Origin of the sequence: Pantoea sp. GABEPS69 (genome assembly GCF_045780835.1) — a bacterium.
GTDB classification, from domain to species: domain Bacteria; phylum Pseudomonadota; class Gammaproteobacteria; order Enterobacterales; family Enterobacteriaceae; genus Pantoea; species Pantoea septica.
Window position 1 is genome coordinate 2788108 of record NZ_CP118618.1, and the last position, 15945, is coordinate 2804052.

The following is a 15945-nucleotide window of genomic DNA, read 5'->3' on the forward strand; positions in this document are numbered from 1 at the left end:
TCCATCCCGGCCTGACGGGCGGGATGGAGCGCATCGTTCCTTAGCGACGGTTGCCGAAGATACGCAGCAGCATCAGGAACAGGTTGATAAAGTCGAGATAGAGCTTCAGGGCGCCCATAATCGAATAGCGGCGCAGCGACTCGCGGTCGCGCACGTCGATCTGCTCGCCCATCTGACGCAGCTGCTGGGTGTCATAAGCAGTCAGCCCCACGAACACTACCACGCCGATATAGGTAATCGCCCACATCAGCGCCGGGCTCTTCAGCCAGAAGTTCACCAGCGACGCCAGCAAAATCCCGATCAGCGCCATAAACAGCAGGCTGCCGAAGCGGCTCAGGTCGCGTTTAGTGGCGTAGCCGTAAAAGCTCATGGCGCCGAACATCCCCGCCGTCACAAAGAAGGTGCTGGCGATGGAGGTGTAGGTGTAGGCGAGGAAAATGCTGGCCATCGTCAGGCCGGTCAGCACCGAATAGAGCATAAACAGCCCGGTCGCCAGCGCGCCGCTCAGGCGGTGCACCATGCCGGAAAGCACGAACACCACCGCCAGCTGGGCGATAATCAGACCGAAGAAGGTCATACGGTTGGAAAAGATAAAGAACATGATGCGCTCGTTGCCCGCCGCATACCAGGAGACGAAGGCGGTGAGCAGCAGCCCGCAGGTCATCCAGCCGTAAACCTGCGCCATAAAAGCCTGCAACCCGCTCGTCGCGGGCTGCACCAGAGAATCATTGCGTGGATATCGATCCATGATGCACCTCATGTGAGTGAAAAGGCGTCGGCAAGCCGACGGATATGCCTAATTGTGGCACAGCATGGCTTAACTGCCCCACAATGCGCGCCTCAGCGGCGCGATAAACATTGCTGATAGCGGCTGTCGACGCGCTGCGCGAACCAGGCCGTGGTGAGATTGCGGGTGATTTTCGGGCTCTCCAGCTTGATGCCCGGCAGCATCTCGCGCGGCAGCGGGCGGCCAGCCATCTTGTCAGCCAGCGCGAAGACCTGCTTCCACAGCGTGCTGTCGCTGAAGCTCGCCTGCTCCCCTTTCTCCAGGTCGCGACGAATGGCGCTGTCGCTCATGTCGATCTGCTTCGCCAGGGTGCGCACCGCCAGCTCGGTCGCGCCCGCTTTGTCTGAGCCATAAAGGATCAGATCGCCGTCCAGCGCCAGCTTCATGCCGGTCGCGCGCGCCACCGCCGCCTGAAAAGCGGCGTTGCGGCTGGCGTACCAGCCGGCGTTAAAGTCGGCGAAGCGGTAGATCGGCTTACTGTAGTCCGCCGGATAGCCAAGCAGATGCATAATGCCGAAGTACATGCCGCCGTGGCGGGTAAAGACCTCGCGGCGGATCGAGCCGTCGATCGGCCAGGGATAGCCTTTGGCGTGCGCCTCGGCGAAGCTGATGCTGACCTGCATCGGGCCGCCGGTATGAATCGGGTTCAGGTTGCCAAACAGCGTCTGACCCATCGGCACCATATCAATAAAATCGTCGAAAATGGCGCTCAGCTCTTTTTCGCTGCGTACTTTGTCGAGCCGCGCCGCATAACTTTCGCCGTTAGAGGATTTAATCATCAGCGCGGTGCGCACCAGGAAAGCCGGCACGTGCACCTTTGCCGCGCGGCGGTCGATCTCGCCCCAGGCGATTTTCGGCAGGCCGGGCACCGCCGCCTCGGCGCTGAAGTTCGACTCCTGATCCGCGACGGCGATGGCGGCGCACAGATTGCTGACGCTAGGGTCGATCTGCTGGGTGCGAAACGACGTATAGATATCGGTGGCCCAGCCCGGTTTGTCGCTAACGTGCGCGGGGAGCAGACGCTGAATTTGCGCCTTGACGTCGGCCGGCTGACGCACCGGCGCCTCGGGCGTTTTTTTGGTGCTACAGCCCGCCAGCACTAGCGCGGCGAGCAGTGAGAAACGTTTGAGCGATGCGGAAACTGACATAGCGGTCCTTGCAGGAAAACAAAACCCTTACCTTAGCACCGAAGCGCGGACAAACCATCAGACGAGGCGTAAATTCCCGCGCTGCCGTCGCGCTTGCGTATCGGCGTTTCTCAGCCAGGCTGAGGTTTTCTCGCGTAAAAGGAAATAGTTATGCATAAACTCTGGCTCGGTGCCGCCATTGCCCTGCTGCTCAGCGGCTGCGGCGCAAATAACACGCCCGCGCAGGTTGCCTCGCCCGGCGCACCCACCTCGGCAAAAATGAAAGCGCTCGCCACCGGCGCAGACCTGCTGCAGTCGCGTCCGCCTATCGAGGCGATCAACACCTATCTCGACGGCTTTCACTTCTACAACGGCGATCAGAACGGCCAGATGGAGGCGCACCACTACGTGACGGTGCTGAACGACGACGTGATGCAGGCGGTGATTTACGACGGCAATACCAAAGACGCGCGGCTGATGGGGGTGGAGTACATTATCAGCGCGCGGCTCTATCAAAGCCTGCCGCCGGAAGAGAAAAAGCTGTGGCACAGCCACGACTATGAAGTGAAATCGGGCACGCTGATTGCGCCGGGCCTGCCACAGGCGGCGGATCACGCGCTGATGGCGCGCATCGCCAATACCTACGGCAAAACCTGGCACACCTGGCATACCGATCGCGACAAAACCCTGCCGATCGGCATTCCAGCGCTGATGATGGGCTTTACCGCCGACGGCCAGCTTGATAATCGCCTGCTGGCGGATCGCGACAAACGTTTTGATATCGACAGCCGCAAGCTGCGGGCGTCGCGCGCCGATATCGTCACCCAGCCGGTGGTGCCGGGCGCTAACGCCTGGCAGCGCGGCGAGGTGATCCAGCTAAAACGCGTCTCCGGCGGCGGCGAGCACGCTCACGGCCATACCCATTTCGGTCCGGCGGAGCAGCTCAGCAAGCCTTAATCCCAGCGCTGCGCGGCCTGATGGTCGCTGTCGCGGGCGTCGACCCAGCGATCGCCCTGCTCGGTGGCTTCGCGCTTCCAGAACGGGGCGCGGGTTTTCAGGTAGTCCATGATGAATTCCGCGGCGGCGAAGGCGCTGCCGCGGTGCGCGCTGGTGACGCCGACGAACACGATCTCATCGCCGGGAAAAAGCTCGCCGATGCGGTGGATAACGCTGACGCGCTGGAGCGGCCAGCGGCTGCGTGCCTCGTCGACAATCTCGTGCAGCGCTTTTTCCGTCATGCCCGGATAGTGCTCAAGGGTCAGCGCGGCGACGCTGTCGCCCAGGTTGTGATTGCGTACCTTGCCGGTAAAGGTCACCACCGCGCCGTCGGCGTCAGAGGTTGAGAGCCAGGCATATTCGTCGGCCATGCTGAAGGGCGCCGCGCCGACGCGAATTTGCGTTGCCATCTTAGCCTCCCGTGACCGGCGGAAAAAAGGCCACTTCGTCGCCCGCCTTCAGCGGATGCGACATCGGCACCAGCGTCTGATTAACGGCGGCCAGCAGTTTGCCTGCGTCGAGCGCCAGCGCCCAGCGATCGTCTTTTTGCGCCAGCGCGTCGCGCAGCGTCGCCACGTCGGGAAAGTCAGCAGGCATTTCCAGCGCGCTGGTGCCCACCAGCTCGCGCACCTGCGCGAAAAACAGCACCTTAATCATGGGCCACCGCCTGGAAATCGCCGGATTTGCCGCCGCTTTTGCTCAGCAGGCGCAGCTGGTCGATAACGATATCTTTCTGCACCGCTTTACACATGTCGTAGATGGTCAGGGCCGCCACCGACGCGGCGGTCAGCGCTTCCATTTCGACGCCGGTTTTGCCGCTCAGGCGGCACAGCGAGGTGATGCGCACGCGCTGATGTTCCGGCTCGGCGATCAGGTTGACTTCAACCTTGCTCAGCATCAGCGGATGGCAGAGCGGGATCAGCTCCCAGGTGCGTTTGGCGGCCTGAATGCCGGCGATGCGCGCCGTGGCGAAGACGTCGCCTTTATGGTGGCTACCGTCGACAATCATCTGCAGCGTCTCGGCGGCCATCAGCACCAGCGCTTCCGCGCGCGCCTCGCGCACCGTTTCCGCCTTGGCGGAGACGTCGACCATATGGGCTTCGCCCGCGGCGTTAATGTGTGTCAGTTGCATGGCTTACAGCTTCTTTAAGTGTGAAACGAAATTACAGGGGCCGGTACGGGCGTCAATCTGGTCGGCGATAATGCGTTCCCAGGCGCTTTCGCAGGCGCTGGTAGAGCCTGGCATCGCGAAGATCAGCGTGCCGTTGGCGATGCCGGCGACGGCGCGCGACTGCAGCGTCGAGCCGCCGATATCCTCCCAGGAGAACATGCGGAACAGCTCGCCGAAGCCCTCTATTTTGCGATCGAACAGCGGTTCAATCGCCTCTGGCGTGATGTTTTTCGCGTTGAACCCCGTGCCGCCGTTGATCACCACCACCTGGACATCCAGGCTGGCGATCCAGCGCGACACGATGGCGCGAATGCGATAGCGATCTTCGCCGACGATGGCGTGATCCACCACCACGTGACCGGCTTCGTGCGCCGCAGCGCGCAGATAGTCGCCGGAGGTGTCGCTGCTGGCGTCGCGTCGATCGGAAACGGTCAGCACCGCCAGGTTGACCGGAATAAATTCACCCGTAGATTTGCCCATTAACTCGCTCCTGAGATTAACCGCCGATGAAGGAAAGGTTCTGCGTGATGCCGGTATTGCCCTGGTGCAGGAAGTGCGTCTGCTTCTTCGCGCCCAGGCTGTGGGCGATGCGCGCCTGCAGCTCCGCCTGCTGCGCGTCGGAAACCAGCAGATCGCGCAGCGGCACGCCGCTGTCGCCAAACAGGCAAAGATGCAGATTGCCATGCGCCGAGACGCGCAGACGGTTGCAGCTGGCGCAGAAATCGCGCGAATAGGGCATAATCAGGCCGATCTCGCCGACGTAGTCAGGATGGTAAAAGACCTGCGCCGGGCCGTCGCTGCGGCCGCGCTCGCGGCGCTGCCAGCCCTGGGCGATCAGCTGGTCGCGGATCACCGCGCCTGAAACGTGCTGGTCACGGAACAGCGCGCCACCCTCACCCGTCTCCATCAGCTCGATAAATCGTAGCTGAATCGGGCGCGTGCGGATCCAGTCCAGAAAGGTTTGCAGGCTGCGGCTGTTGAGGTCGCGCATCAGCACGCTGTTGACTTTGACCTGCTGGAAGCCCGCGTCGAAGGCGGCGTCGATGCCCGCCATCACCTGATGGAACTTGTCCTGTCCGGTAATGGCGTGGAACTGGCGCGCGTCGAGACTGTCTACGCTGACGTTCAGCGCGGTGAGCCCGGCAGCGCGCCAGGCGGCGACGTCGCGCGCCAGCCGATAGCCGTTAGTGGTGACGGCGATCTGCCGAATGGCGCGGTTTTCCCGCACGGCGGCGATAATGTCGGTAAAATCGCGACGCAGCGACGGCTCACCGCCGGTCAGACGCACTTTTTCAGTGCCGGCCGCGGCGAAGGCGCGCGTGACGCGTCGAATTTCATCGAGCGAGAGAAAGCTTTTGTTGCTCACGCCCTGCGGCTTATAGCCGTCGGGCAGGCAGTAGGTGCAGCGGAAGTTACAGACATCCGTCACCGAGAGACGCAGGTAGTAAAACCGACGTGCAAATGCATCAGTAAATTGTGACACCAGAACACCTTTTCCAAGTACGGGAGATGCAGGCATTTCTTTCTGCACCCTGGCAGCGCGTCGGCTGCGGCCTGAACCCCGTATCGTTTGACTTAGGCGTTCAGGCTTTGAGTGTATGTCGCCCACATGGACGACATGGTTGGCAAATGGTAGCGCGAATTTTGCCGCTCTGCCATCCACTACGTGCGCTATATATATTGATACATAACGATTTTTCGCCGCATTTTCGCGGCAGTAAGGTTAACATAGCCCGCTGAAAAAGACGCCGGTACGGTAAGTCGGCAGCGGGTGTAAAGAGGAAATATGAACCGAACTTTGGCAGACCTCGATCGCGTGGTGGCGCTGGGCGGCGGACACGGGCTGGGGCGCGTGATGTCCGCCCTGTCGCCGCTGGGCTCGCGCCTGACCGGCATTGTCACCACCACCGATAACGGCGGCTCTACCGGACGCATACGCCGTTCCGAAGGCGGCATCGCCTGGGGCGACATGCGCAACTGCATCAACCAGCTGATCACCGAGCCGAGCGTCGCGTCGGCGATGTTCGAATATCGCTTTGCCGGCAACGGCGAGCTCTCCGGCCACAACCTGGGCAACCTGATGCTTAAGGCGCTGGACCACCTCAGCGTCAGGCCGCTGGAGGCGATCAATATCATTCGCAACCTGCTCAAGGTCGATGCCTTCCTGATCCCGATGTCAGAGCAGCCGGTCGATCTGGTAGCGTTAGACAGCGAAGGCAATATGGTTTACGGCGAAACCGATATCGACGCCATGACACAGCCGCCGCAGGAGCTGATGCTGCACCCGAACGTGGCGCCGACCCGCGAGGCGCTGGAAGCGATTGCCGAAGCGGATCTGATTCTGATCGGACCAGGCAGCTTTTACACCAGCCTGATGCCGAGCCTGCTGATGGAGGAGATGGCGCGCGCGCTACGCCGTACGCCCGCCACCATGGTGTTTATCGGCAATCTGGGACGCGAGCTGAGTCCAGCCGCCGCCAGCCTGACGGTGGCGGATAAGCTGGCAATGATGGAGAAATATATCGGCAAACGGGTGATTGACGCGGTAGTGGTCAGCCCGGCCGCTGATACCGCCGGCGTAGAGAAGCGTCTGATCGTGCGCGAGCCGCTGGAGGCCGCCGATATTCCCTATCGTCACGACCGCCAGCTGCTGCGCCTGGCGCTGGAACACGCCATTCAGCGGTTTAGCTAAGCCGCTACGAGGCGGCGATAAAGAGTTCGCGCAGCTGATGCAGCTTGTCGCGCACGTTCGCCGCCTCTTCGAACTCGAGGTTCTGCGCGTGCTGCTGCATCTGCGACTCCAGCTCGTGGATCTTTTTCTGCAGCGCTTGCGGCGTCAGCGCCAGATAGCTGGCATCCGCCTCGGCAGCGCCGCGGCTGCTGGCTTTGGCCTTGCCGCGCGTCTTGATGACGTTCTGACCCAGTTCAAGAATATCGGTGATCTTCTTGTTGAGCCCCTGCGGCACAATGCCTCTTTCCTCGTTGTACTTCTGCTGCTTCTCGCGACGGCGTTCGGTCTCTTCGATGGCGCGCGCCATGGAGTTGGTGATCTTGTCGGCGTAGAGGATCGCCTTGCCGTTAACGTTACGCGCCGCACGCCCGATGGTCTGGATCAGCGAGCGTTCGGAGCGCAGGAAGCCCTCTTTATCCGCATCGAGGATCGCCACCAGCGACACTTCCGGCATATCCAGCCCTTCGCGCAGCAGGTTGATCCCCACCAGCACGTCGAACTCGCCAAGACGCAGATCGCGGATGATCTCCATACGCTCGACGGTATCGATATCTGAGTGCAGATAGCGCACCTTCTCGCCGTGCTCTTCGAGATATTCGGTGAGATCTTCCGCCATACGCTTGGTCAGCGTCGTCACCAGCACGCGCTCGTTGATGGTGACGCGTTTGCGGATCTCCGACAGCAGATCGTCCACCTGAGTCGCCACCGGACGCACCTCCAGCAGCGGATCGAGCAGACCGGTCGGACGCACCACCTGATCGATCACCTCGCCGCCCGATTTCTCCAGCTCGTAGTTGCCCGGCGTTGCCGAAACGTAGATGGTCTGCGGCGCCAGCGCCTCAAACTCTTCGAATTTCATCGGACGGTTATCGAGCGCGGAAGGCAGGCGGAAGCCATACTCCACCAGCGTCTCTTTACGCGCGCGGTCGCCCTTATACATCCCGCCGATTTGCGGAATGGTGACGTGCGATTCATCGACAATCAGCAGACCGTCAGCGGGCAGGTAGTCGAACAGCGTCGGCGGCGGCTGGCCCGGCCCGCGCCCGGAGAGATAGCGCGAGTAGTTTTCGATGCCCGAGCAATAGCCCAGCTCGTTCATCATCTCCAGATCGAACTGGGTGCGCTGCGTCAGGCGCTGCTCTTCCAGCAGCTTGTTGTTCTCGAGCAGCACCCGACGACGATCCGCCAGCTCGACTTTGATATCTTCCATCGCCTGCACGATACGTTCGCGCGGCGTCACGTAGTGCGTTTTGGGATAGATAGTAAAGCGCGGCACGGTAGAAAGGATCTGCCCGGTAAGCGGATCGAACAGCGACAGCCGCTCGACCTCTTCGTCGAACAACTCGACGCGCAGCGCGGTATCTTCCGACTCCGCCGGGAAAATATCGATCACTTCGCCGCGCACGCGGAAGGTGCCGCGCTGGAACGCCTGGTCGTTGCGCGCATACTGCAGCTCCGCCAGACGGCGCAGAATGCTGCGCTGGTCGATAATCATGCCGCGCGTCAGGTGCAGCATCATTTTCAGATAGAGATCGGGATCGCCCAGGCCGTAGATAGCGGAAACCGACGCCACGACGATAACGTCGCGACGCTCCAGCAGCGCCTTGGTGGCCGACAGACGCATCTGCTCGATATGTTCGTTTACCGAGGCATCTTTTTCGATAAAGGTGTCGGAGCTCGGCACATAGGCTTCGGGCTGGTAGTAGTCGTAATAGGAGACGAAAAACTCCACCGCGTTGTCGGGGAAGAACTCTTTCATCTCGCCGTAGAGCTGCGCCGCCAGGGTTTTGTTCGGCGCCAGCACCATCGCAGGCCGGTTAAGATCGGCGATAACGTTGGCGACGGTAAAGGTCTTGCCGGAGCCGGTTACGCCGAGCAGCGTCTGATGGGCAAGACCATCCTCCAGCCCCTCTTTGAGGCGACGAATCGCCTCTGGCTGGTCGCCGGAGGGCTGGAAGGCGGAATTTAGTTTAAAGACTTTACTCATGAGATGCGGTTCCTGCTGAAGAATGCGGCGGCTAGCCGAGTCATTTTACTCTGCCGTGGCGATTTTGCCAGAAAATAATACTGGATAAATCACCAGTAACGCGGCACAGTGGAACGCTGGCGCGGCACAACGTCTCGCTGGCTGTAACAACGCCACAACATTTTCGCTGTTGCGCAAGGTTATCCCCAGCCGGAGCGGATTTATAACATTTGTCAAGAGACCGTCATTAAATTTCAGCTCTGTTACGCAGCGGAAAATTCTCAGGCTTGTTTTTTACTAACTACCTGTTTTTTAAATAAATAAGATAAAAGCCCAGTTTCTCAGCATTATGTAACCAGGCCGCGTATTTCCTCGCTTGCGCTCTGTTTTCACTGTCTAATGCACAAGGTTATCCACAGGAATGGTGGATAACTAAAGACAGCCCTTTCGCCATCGGCTGTGCATAATTTTTTGTCCTTAAGCCGCCCGCGTGAAAAAAAAAATATTTCCGCTTAAATTCCTGCCGGAAACGTGGCGGTTAACTATGCTTTTTCAGCCCGCCGCTGAATTTTCGTCCAGCCGCGACCGCCTTTAAGACCAGTAAAATTCAACAAGCTGCCGTGCCGCAGCCCCGTTGCACCAGAAACGTCAACTCATCAGCACCGTGAAAGTGCAGCACCCTGATTACCCGCAGTAATTGTTAAGCATTTTTCATCTTTTACCGGCTAATTGCCCCCTGCTGGCGCTTCACGACCTGCAAAGTGATTCTGGCCCGGTAATTGCAGCGTTTAGCGGGAGGGTTGAGGAAAGTAAGGCATGGCGACATTCGCGCTACCGCCACCGTTGAAGACTTGTTTGCCAGACGTCAAAGAGCGGAAGCATTCAGGCAAGATCTGTAAGAGGAGAGTCAGATGCTGAGTTTACGTTCGGTGAATCAGTTTTACGGACAGAACCATATCCTGTGGGATGTGGATCTCGACCTGCCGCCCGGCACCTGCACCGGCGTGCTGGGCCGTCCGGGCATGGGCAAAACCACGCTGGTGAACTGCATTATGGGTCGCCTGCCAATTAACAGCGGCTCGATGACCTGGCAGGAAGATGGCTCGCCGCCGCGCGATCTGCTGCTGCAGCCGGCTGAACAGCGTGCGCGCATGGGGATCGGCTATGTGCCGCAGGGCCGCCATATCTTCTCGCAGATGAGCGTAGAGGATAACCTGCTGATTGCCCTGCTGGCGGGCAGCGGGCAAAGCGACAAACCGCACGTCATCCCCGAGATGGTGTTCGACCTGTTTCCGGCGCTCTATTCGCTGCGGCAACAGCGCAGCGGCGAACTGCCCATAGACCAGCAGCAGCAGCTGGCGCTGGCGCGCGCGCTGGTGCTGCGGCCCAGATTGCTGATCCTCGACGAACCGACCGACGGCATGTCGCCCTGGCTGGAAGAGGAGATGGGCAACCTGATCCGCCGACTGAATCTCGATTACGGCCTGACCGTGCTGCTGCTGGAACAGCGCGTCTCGCTGATCCGCCGCGTCGCCGACTACTTTTTGCTGCTGCACCGCGGACGCAACGTCGCGCAGGGACGCGTGGCGCAGCTGGACGATCTCACCGTCAGTAAGTGGCTGACGGTGAGCTGAAGGCTAGCTGGGCAGCGTGATAAAGCGGCCGCAGTCCGCCTGCGCCGCCGCATCGGGCAGCCAGGGGATTTCGCCGAGAAACGGCGCGGGAATGCGCTGTTTCAGCGTCGCCATATAGGCCTGATGGCGCTTGCCCGGCGGCTCGATATCGTTGGCTATCCAGCCCGCCAGCCGCAGGCCGCGCGCCTGCACCGCATCGGCGGTCAGCATGGCGTGGTTGATGCAGCCCAGTTTGACTCCGACCACCAGGATCACCGGAAGCTGCTCCTGCGCTACCCAGTCGGCGTAGGTCTGCGTCTCAGACAGCGGCGTGTACCAGCCGCCGGCGCCCTCCACCAGTACCCACTCCGCCTGCGCCTCCAGCGCGCGCAGCCCCTGCGACAACGCCTCGAAAGCGATTGGCCTGCCCTCTTCCGCGCTGACGATATGCGGCGCCGTCGGCTCGATAAACGCCAGCGGATTAACCTGTTCGTAGCGCAGCGTCAGGCTGCTGTAGCGCTGCAGCGCCAGCGCATCACTGTTGCGTACGCCCTCCGGCGTGACGTCGCAGCCGGACGCGACCGGCTTGTAGCCAGCGGTGTGATAGCCCGCCGCGCCCGCCGCCTGCAGCAGCGCGCCGCTGGCGACGGTTTTACCCACCTCAGTGTCGGTGCCGGTAATAAACCATTTCATCGTTGCGTAACTCCAAAAAGCAGTTGATAAGTCAGACGGCAACCCTGCGCATCGCGCGGCCACAGCGCCTCGAGCTGCGCCAGCCGCTGCCGCGTAAGCGGCGCGCCGTCCCGGCCCTGGTGCAGATGCGTGGCGCCGATGCCCTTCAGCGATCGCATCGCGCTCAGGGCGTTGGGAAAATGCATCACCTGCGTCTGACGGATAAAGCGGAGGTTGAGCCCGGCGCCCGCCGCGCGCACCTGCTCCTCGGTCAGAAAGCGATTGGCATGCTCGCCGAGGCCCAGCGGCCGCCAGGCGTCGTGCACCTCCTGCAGCGAGCCGGCCAGCAGCGTCGAGAAGAGCATGACGCCATCGGGCCGCAGCACGCGGGCGAACTGGTGCAGCGCGGTGCGCAAGTCGCTGCTCCACTGCACCGCCAGATTGCTCCAGACGCAATCGACGCTCTGGCTCGCCAGCGGCAAGGCGTCAATGTCGCCCGCCAGATAGCTGCTCGCCGCGTCGAGGCCGCGCGCCTGCCGCAGCATTTGCGGCGAGAGATCGAGCGCCACGACACGCTGCCCGCGCTGTTGCCAGAGGCGGCTGTACCAGCCGGTGCCACAGCCTGCGTCAAGCAGATCCCCATCGGCCAGAGGCGGCGCCAGCGCCAGCAGCGCGTCGCCGCAGCGACGCTGCAGCTCGGCGTGCTGTTCATAGTGGCCCGCCGCACGGCCGAACGCGCGCGCCACCGCCGCTTTGTTAACCCGCAGCGTCATGCAGCGCCTCCAGCAGTGCGTCGATATCATCCGCCCGGTGGGCGGCGGTCAGGGTGATGCGCAGCCGCGCGGTGCCGGGCGGCACCGTCGGCGGCCGGATGGCGCTGACCCAGCAGCCCGCCTGCATCAGCCGCTGCGACAGCGCCAGCGCGGCGCCGTTTTCGCCGACGATCAGCGGCTGGATTGCGCTTTCTGAGGGCATCAGCGCCCAGGGTAAGCCCGCCGCGCCGCGGCGAAAGCGCTGAATATTGTCGCTGAGCCGCTGACGCAGCGCGTCCCCGCCCTGAATCTCATGCAGCGCCGCCAGCAGCGCGCTCGCCTGGGCGGGCGGCATCGCCGTCGAGTAGATGAGGTGGCGAGAAAACTGCAGGAAATAGTCGGCGGTCGCGTCGTCGCACAGCAGCGCCGCGCCGCTGACGCCAAAAGCTTTGCCGAAGGTCACCACCAGCAGCTCCGGCTTCACGCCCTGCCGCCAGCAACTGCCGCGCCCCTGCTCGCCCACCACGCCGATGCCATGGGCGTCATCCACCAGCAGCCAGCCGTCGGCGCGGCGAGCGGCGGCGGCGAGCGCCCCCAGCGGCGCGCTGTCGCCGTCCATGCTGAAGATCCCTTCGGTGATCACCAGGGTTTCGCCATCGCACGGCGACGCCAGTCGCTGCGTCAGGCTCTCGACATCGTTATGGTGAAAGCGGCGCAGCGTGGCGGGCGTATGGCCCGCCGCATCGAGCAGCGAGGCGTGCGCCAGCTTATCGGCGATAATGCGATCCTGCTTTTGCGCCAGCAGATGCACGATCGCCTGATTGGCGGCGAAGCCCGAGATAAACAGCAGCGCGCGCGAATAGCCGAGCCAGTCGGCGAGCTGCGCCTCCAGCTCGGCGTGGCGGGTGCTATACCCCGTGACGTGTCCCGACGCGCCGGCGCCCGGCGCGCCCTGACGCCAGCCGGCGATCACCGCCGGATGCTGGCTCAGGCCGAGATAGTCGTTGCTGGAGAAGTGACGGTACCGCTTTCCCTCGACCTGCAGCGTGCGGGTATCGTTGCGCGCCACCAGCCGACGCTGACGCCAGCCGTCAGCGGTACGGCGCGTCTCCAGCGCCTGCGCCATACGCGTGGAGAAGCTCATTACAGCGCCGCGTTGTAGAACTGGTCGGTGTCGGCGTGGAACAGCTGTTCGCTCAGCTGCTGCTGCTGTTCGTTATCGCCGTGCGCGGTGTGAGTATGTTCAGGATTAAGGCCCAGCTTGCGGAACAGCAGCAGGTCTTTATCCTCTTCCGGGTTCGGCGTAGTGAGCAGCTTGCAGCCGTAGAAAATCGAGTTGGCGCCTGCCATAAAGCACATCGCCTGGGTCTGCTCGCTCATCTGCTCGCGGCCCGCCGAGAGACGCACGTGCGAGGTCGGCATCATGATGCGCGCCACGGCGATAGTGCGGATAAAGTCGAACGGCTCGACGTCGTCGTTGTCCGCCAGCGGCGTGCCCTTGACCTTCACCAGCATATTGATCGGCACGCTCTCCGGCGGCGTCGGCAGGTTCGCCAGCTGCACCAGCAGCCCGGCGCGATCGCTCACGGTTTCGCCCAGCCCGACGATGCCGCCCGAGCAGACTTTGATACCGGCATCGCGCACTTTGCCGAGCGTATCCAGCCGCTCCTGATAGGAGCGCGTGGTGATGATGCTGCCGTAAAATTCCGGCGAGGTGTCGAGGTTGTGGTTGTAAAAATCGAGCCCGGCGCCCGCCAGACGCTGCGCCTGCCGATCGCTTAGCGTGCCGAGCGTCATGCAGGTTTCCATTCCCAGCGCCTTCACGCCCTGCACCATCTGCTCAAGGTAAGGCATATCGCGGTCGTTGGGGTTTTTCCACGCAGCGCCCATGCAGAAGCGGCTCGAGCCTGCCGCTTTCGCTTTGCGCGCCGACGCCAGCACCTCCTGTACCTCCATCAGCCGCTCGGATTCCAGGCCGGTTTTATAGCGGGCGCTTTGCGGGCAGTATTTGCAGTCCTCCGGGCAGGCGCCGGTTTTGATCGACAGCAGCGTGCTGACCTGAACCTGACGCGGGTCGAAATGCTGGCGGTGAACCTGCTGCGCCTCAAACATCAGCTCAAGAAAAGGTTTATCAAACAGCGCCTGCGCCTGCGCCAGAGTCCAGTGTTGTGCCATTGCCTACTCCAAAAAAAGGGTGTCATCCCGACAGTTAACGTGGTTATACTTGTAAACTAAATCTTTTTATTTTGGTTTACAACTACCATGTTTACCCCTCAGGACGCTGAATTCGACCGCCAGCATATCTGGCATCCCTATACCTCGATGCGCGATCCGCTGCCCTGCTACCCGATAGTGGCGGCGCAGGGTACGCAACTGCAGCTGGCGGACGGCCGCGAACTGGTGGACGGCATGTCCTCCTGGTGGGCGGCGATCCACGGCTATAACCATCCCCGGCTGAACAGGGCGATGCAGGATCAGATGGCGCAGATGTCGCATGTGATGTTCGGCGGTATTACGCATCCTGCGGCGGTCGCGCTCTGCCGCCAGCTGGTGGCGATGACGCCCGCCGCGCTGGAGTGCGTGTTCCTCGCCGATTCCGGCTCGGTCGCGGTGGAAGTGGCGATGAAGATGGCGATGCAGTACTGGCTCGGGCGCGGCGAAACGCGCCAGCAGTTTCTTACGCTACAGCGCGGCTATCACGGCGACACCTTTGCGGCGATGTCGGTATGCGATCCCGATAACTCGATGCACAGCCTATGGCGCGGCTATCTGCCGGAGCACCACTTCGCCGCCGCGCCGCAGTGCCGCTTTGACGATATCTGGGACGAGCGCGACGCGGATGACTTTGTCCGTCTAATTGAGCAACACCATGCGCAACTTGCCGCGGTCATCCTTGAGCCGATCGTCCAGGGCGCGGGCGGCATGCGCTTCTATCATCCGCGCTATCTGCAGCGGGTGCGCGAGTGCTGCGATCGCTATGATGTGCTGTTGATCGCCGACGAGATCGCCACCGGTTTCGGCCGCAGCGGCAAGCTTTTCGCCTGCGAGCATGCAGAGGTGACGCCCGATATTCTCTGCGTCGGCAAGGCGCTGACCGGCGGCATGATGACGCTGGCGGCGACCCTCGCCACGCGCCGCGTCGCCGACGGCATCAGCGACAGTCCGGCGGGCTGTTTTATGCACGGGCCGACCTTTATGGGCAATCCGCTGGCGTGCGCCGTGGCCGCAGAGAGTCTCTCTCTGCTTAACGAAGGCCACTGGCCGCAGCAGGTGGCGCGCATTGAACGGCAGCTGCGCGATGAGCTGATGCCGCTGCGCGCTGCGCCGCAGGTGGCGGATGTGCGCGTGCTGGGCGCTATCGGCGTGGTTGAGACGCGCCGTCCGGTGAATATGGCCGCGCTGCAGCGCTTTTTCGTCGAGCGCGGCGTCTGGATCCGCCCGTTTGGCCGCCTGATCTACCTGATGCCGCCCTATATCATTACGCCGCAGGCGCTGCGCCAGCTGACCGAGGCGATTGCCGAGGCGCTGACGCGTGAGGCGCACTTTAACGCCTGATCGTCGCTAACAGCTGGAACCGCCTCCTTTTTTCGCTAAGATGGAAGACGTTGATACTGAAGGTTTATCCCAACCGAGGAGAGAAGATGCGCGTTTACAGCAATGATTTTAACGACGGCGACAAGATGCCGGAGCGCCAGGTGTTTAACGGCATGGGCTATCAGGGCGACAATATCTCCCCGCACCTGGCGTGGGACGATGCGCCGGAAGGCACCAAAAGCTTCGTCGTGACCTGTTACGATCCCGATGCGCCGACCGGTTCCGGCTGGTGGCACTGGGTGGTGGTGAATATTCCCGCCAGCACCCAGCTGCTGGAGCAAGGCGCCGGTTCCGGCCTGGCGATGCTGCCGCCAGGGGCGCTGCAGACGCGCACCGATTTCGGCAAAGCCGGCTACGGCGGCGCGGCGCCGCCGCAGGGCGAAAGCCATCGCTATATTTTTACCGTGCATGCGCTGGATGTCGAGACGATCGAGGTGGACGCCGAGGCGAGCGGCGCGATGGTCGGCTTTAACGTGCATTTTCATGCGCTGGCGAGCGCCAGCATTACGGTGAACTATTCGTAACGGAGCCTGAAG

17 protein-coding genes and 1 riboswitch are annotated in these 15945 nt (G+C 62.2%); of the genes, 5 read left to right on the top strand and 12 right to left on the bottom strand.

Annotation, left to right across the window (positions count from 1 at the left end):
• Positions 1-40 precede the first annotated feature (40 nt).
• Both PVE98_RS13620 and PVE98_RS13625 read right to left on the bottom strand, forming a co-directional pair.
• Complete coding sequence (locus tag PVE98_RS13620) at positions 41-748, bottom strand: Bax inhibitor-1/YccA family protein (RefSeq protein ID WP_333620598.1); 708 nt, start codon at positions 746-748, stop codon at positions 41-43.
• 92 nt (positions 749-840) lie between these two features.
• Positions 841-1935, bottom strand: a complete 1095-nt coding sequence (locus tag PVE98_RS13625; RefSeq protein WP_096072822.1) for a DUF1615 domain-containing protein — start codon at positions 1933-1935, stop codon at positions 841-843.
• 150 nt (positions 1936-2085) lie between these two features.
• On the opposite strand from PVE98_RS13625, the gene PVE98_RS13630 reads away from it, so the two are divergent.
• Positions 2086-2871 (top strand): OBAP family protein, encoded by a 786-nt coding sequence (locus PVE98_RS13630; RefSeq protein ID WP_096072821.1) that lies wholly within the window; start codon positions 2086-2088, stop codon positions 2869-2871.
• Here the strand turns inward: PVE98_RS13630 and moaE are convergent.
• The 5 genes from moaE to moaA form a co-directional block, all read right to left on the bottom strand.
• A complete protein-coding gene (gene moaE / locus PVE98_RS13635; RefSeq protein ID WP_096072820.1) occupies positions 2868-3320 on the bottom strand; it encodes a molybdopterin synthase catalytic subunit MoaE in 453 nt (150 codons plus the stop codon). The two genes, PVE98_RS13630 and moaE, sit on opposite strands and share 4 nt — an antisense overlap.
• Position 3321: 1 nt before the next feature.
• Positions 3322-3567 (bottom strand): molybdopterin synthase sulfur carrier subunit, encoded by a 246-nt coding sequence (gene moaD / locus PVE98_RS13640; protein ID WP_048781267.1) that lies wholly within the window; start codon positions 3565-3567, stop codon positions 3322-3324.
• On the bottom strand, positions 3560-4042 hold the full coding sequence (moaC, locus tag PVE98_RS13645) for a cyclic pyranopterin monophosphate synthase MoaC (RefSeq protein WP_033751587.1): 483 nt from the start codon (positions 4040-4042) through the stop codon (positions 3560-3562). The genes moaD and moaC overlap by 8 nt, the downstream gene beginning before the upstream one ends.
• A 3-nt stretch (positions 4043-4045) precedes the next feature.
• Positions 4046-4561 carry a molybdenum cofactor biosynthesis protein B gene (moaB, locus tag PVE98_RS13650; RefSeq protein WP_033751590.1) on the bottom strand — a complete coding sequence of 172 codons (516 nt, stop codon included), beginning with the start codon at positions 4559-4561 and terminating at the stop codon, positions 4046-4048.
• Between the two features lie 16 nt (positions 4562-4577).
• Positions 4578-5564 (bottom strand): GTP 3',8-cyclase MoaA, encoded by a 987-nt coding sequence (gene moaA / locus PVE98_RS13655; RefSeq protein ID WP_096072819.1) that lies wholly within the window; start codon positions 5562-5564, stop codon positions 4578-4580.
• Positions 5554-5688, bottom strand: a riboswitch (molybdenum cofactor riboswitch). Its footprint overlaps the gene before it by 11 nt.
• Before the next feature lie 179 nt (positions 5689-5867).
• On the opposite strand from moaA, the gene yvcK reads away from it, so the two are divergent.
• Positions 5868-6773 (top strand): uridine diphosphate-N-acetylglucosamine-binding protein YvcK, encoded by a 906-nt coding sequence (gene yvcK, locus PVE98_RS13660; RefSeq protein WP_033751595.1) that lies wholly within the window; start codon positions 5868-5870, stop codon positions 6771-6773.
• Between the two features lie 4 nt (positions 6774-6777).
• On the opposite strand, the gene uvrB is transcribed toward yvcK, so the two are convergent.
• Positions 6778-8799, bottom strand: coding sequence for an excinuclease ABC subunit UvrB (uvrB, locus tag PVE98_RS13665; RefSeq protein ID WP_033751598.1), 2022 nt, complete (start codon positions 8797-8799; stop codon positions 6778-6780).
• 890 nt (positions 8800-9689) lie between these two features.
• On the opposite strand from uvrB, the gene PVE98_RS13670 reads away from it, so the two are divergent.
• Positions 9690-10412, top strand: coding sequence for an ABC transporter ATP-binding protein (locus tag PVE98_RS13670; protein ID WP_096072818.1), 723 nt, complete (start codon positions 9690-9692; stop codon positions 10410-10412).
• A gap of 3 nt (positions 10413-10415) precedes the next feature.
• Here PVE98_RS13670 and bioD read toward each other — a convergent pair whose 3' ends face one another.
• The 4 genes from bioD to bioB are packed head-to-tail and all read right to left on the bottom strand — an operon-like array spanning position 10416 to position 13990.
• On the bottom strand, positions 10416-11084 hold the full coding sequence (bioD, locus tag PVE98_RS13675; protein WP_096072817.1) for a dethiobiotin synthase: 669 nt from the start codon (positions 11082-11084) through the stop codon (positions 10416-10418).
• The gene (gene bioC, locus PVE98_RS13680) at positions 11081-11836 is read right to left on the bottom strand and encodes a malonyl-ACP O-methyltransferase BioC (protein ID WP_096072816.1); all 756 of its coding nucleotides are present in this window, start codon (positions 11834-11836) and stop codon (positions 11081-11083) included. The genes bioD and bioC overlap by 4 nt, the downstream gene beginning before the upstream one ends.
• Positions 11820-12959: an 8-amino-7-oxononanoate synthase gene (bioF, locus tag PVE98_RS13685; RefSeq protein ID WP_096072815.1), complete on the bottom strand. Its 1140-nt coding sequence runs from the start codon at positions 12957-12959 to the stop codon at positions 11820-11822. The genes bioC and bioF overlap by 17 nt, the downstream gene beginning before the upstream one ends.
• Positions 12959-13990 (bottom strand): biotin synthase BioB, encoded by a 1032-nt coding sequence (bioB, locus tag PVE98_RS13690; RefSeq protein WP_033751611.1) that lies wholly within the window; start codon positions 13988-13990, stop codon positions 12959-12961. Before bioB ends, bioF begins: the two co-directional genes overlap by 1 nt.
• Before the next feature lie 87 nt (positions 13991-14077).
• Between bioB and bioA the strand changes: the two genes are divergently transcribed.
• Together bioA and PVE98_RS13700 are read left to right on the top strand one after the other, a co-directional pair.
• On the top strand, positions 14078-15370 hold the full coding sequence (bioA, locus tag PVE98_RS13695; protein ID WP_096072814.1) for an adenosylmethionine--8-amino-7-oxononanoate transaminase: 1293 nt from the start codon (positions 14078-14080) through the stop codon (positions 15368-15370).
• 86 nt (positions 15371-15456) lie between these two features.
• Positions 15457-15933 (top strand): kinase inhibitor, encoded by a 477-nt coding sequence (locus PVE98_RS13700; RefSeq protein ID WP_033751616.1) that lies wholly within the window; start codon positions 15457-15459, stop codon positions 15931-15933.
• Positions 15934-15945: the final 12 nt, after the last annotated feature.

What these genes read in the sequence shown, in the direction of transcription:
- PVE98_RS13620 (WP_333620598.1), bottom strand. Translation starts at nt 748, where the DNA reads ATGGATCGATATCCACGCAATGATTCTCTGGTGCAGCCCGCGACGAGC.
- PVE98_RS13625 (WP_096072822.1), bottom strand. Translation starts at nt 1,935, where the DNA reads ATGTCAGTTTCCGCATCGCTCAAACGTTTCTCACTGCTCGCCGCGCTA.
- PVE98_RS13630 (WP_096072821.1), top strand. Translation starts at nt 2,086, where the DNA reads ATGCATAAACTCTGGCTCGGTGCCGCCATTGCCCTGCTGCTCAGCGGC.
- moaE (WP_096072820.1), bottom strand. Translation starts at nt 3,320, where the DNA reads ATGGCAACGCAAATTCGCGTCGGCGCGGCGCCCTTCAGCATGGCCGAC.
- moaD (WP_048781267.1), bottom strand. Translation starts at nt 3,567, where the DNA reads ATGATTAAGGTGCTGTTTTTCGCGCAGGTGCGCGAGCTGGTGGGCACC.
- moaC (WP_033751587.1), bottom strand. Translation starts at nt 4,042, where the DNA reads ATGCAACTGACACACATTAACGCCGCGGGCGAAGCCCATATGGTCGAC.
- moaB (WP_033751590.1), bottom strand. Translation starts at nt 4,561, where the DNA reads ATGGGCAAATCTACGGGTGAATTTATTCCGGTCAACCTGGCGGTGCTG.
- yvcK (WP_033751595.1), top strand. Translation starts at nt 5,868, where the DNA reads ATGAACCGAACTTTGGCAGACCTCGATCGCGTGGTGGCGCTGGGCGGC.
- uvrB (WP_033751598.1), bottom strand. Translation starts at nt 8,799, where the DNA reads ATGAGTAAAGTCTTTAAACTAAATTCCGCCTTCCAGCCCTCCGGCGAC.
- PVE98_RS13670 (WP_096072818.1), top strand. Translation starts at nt 9,690, where the DNA reads ATGCTGAGTTTACGTTCGGTGAATCAGTTTTACGGACAGAACCATATC.
- bioD (WP_096072817.1), bottom strand. Translation starts at nt 11,084, where the DNA reads ATGAAATGGTTTATTACCGGCACCGACACTGAGGTGGGTAAAACCGTC.
- bioC (WP_096072816.1), bottom strand. Translation starts at nt 11,836, where the DNA reads ATGACGCTGCGGGTTAACAAAGCGGCGGTGGCGCGCGCGTTCGGCCGT.
- bioF (WP_096072815.1), bottom strand. Translation starts at nt 12,959, where the DNA reads ATGAGCTTCTCCACGCGTATGGCGCAGGCGCTGGAGACGCGCCGTACC.
- bioB (WP_033751611.1), bottom strand. Translation starts at nt 13,990, where the DNA reads ATGGCACAACACTGGACTCTGGCGCAGGCGCAGGCGCTGTTTGATAAA.
- bioA (WP_096072814.1), top strand. Translation starts at nt 14,078, where the DNA reads ATGTTTACCCCTCAGGACGCTGAATTCGACCGCCAGCATATCTGGCAT.
- PVE98_RS13700 (WP_033751616.1), top strand. Translation starts at nt 15,457, where the DNA reads ATGCGCGTTTACAGCAATGATTTTAACGACGGCGACAAGATGCCGGAG.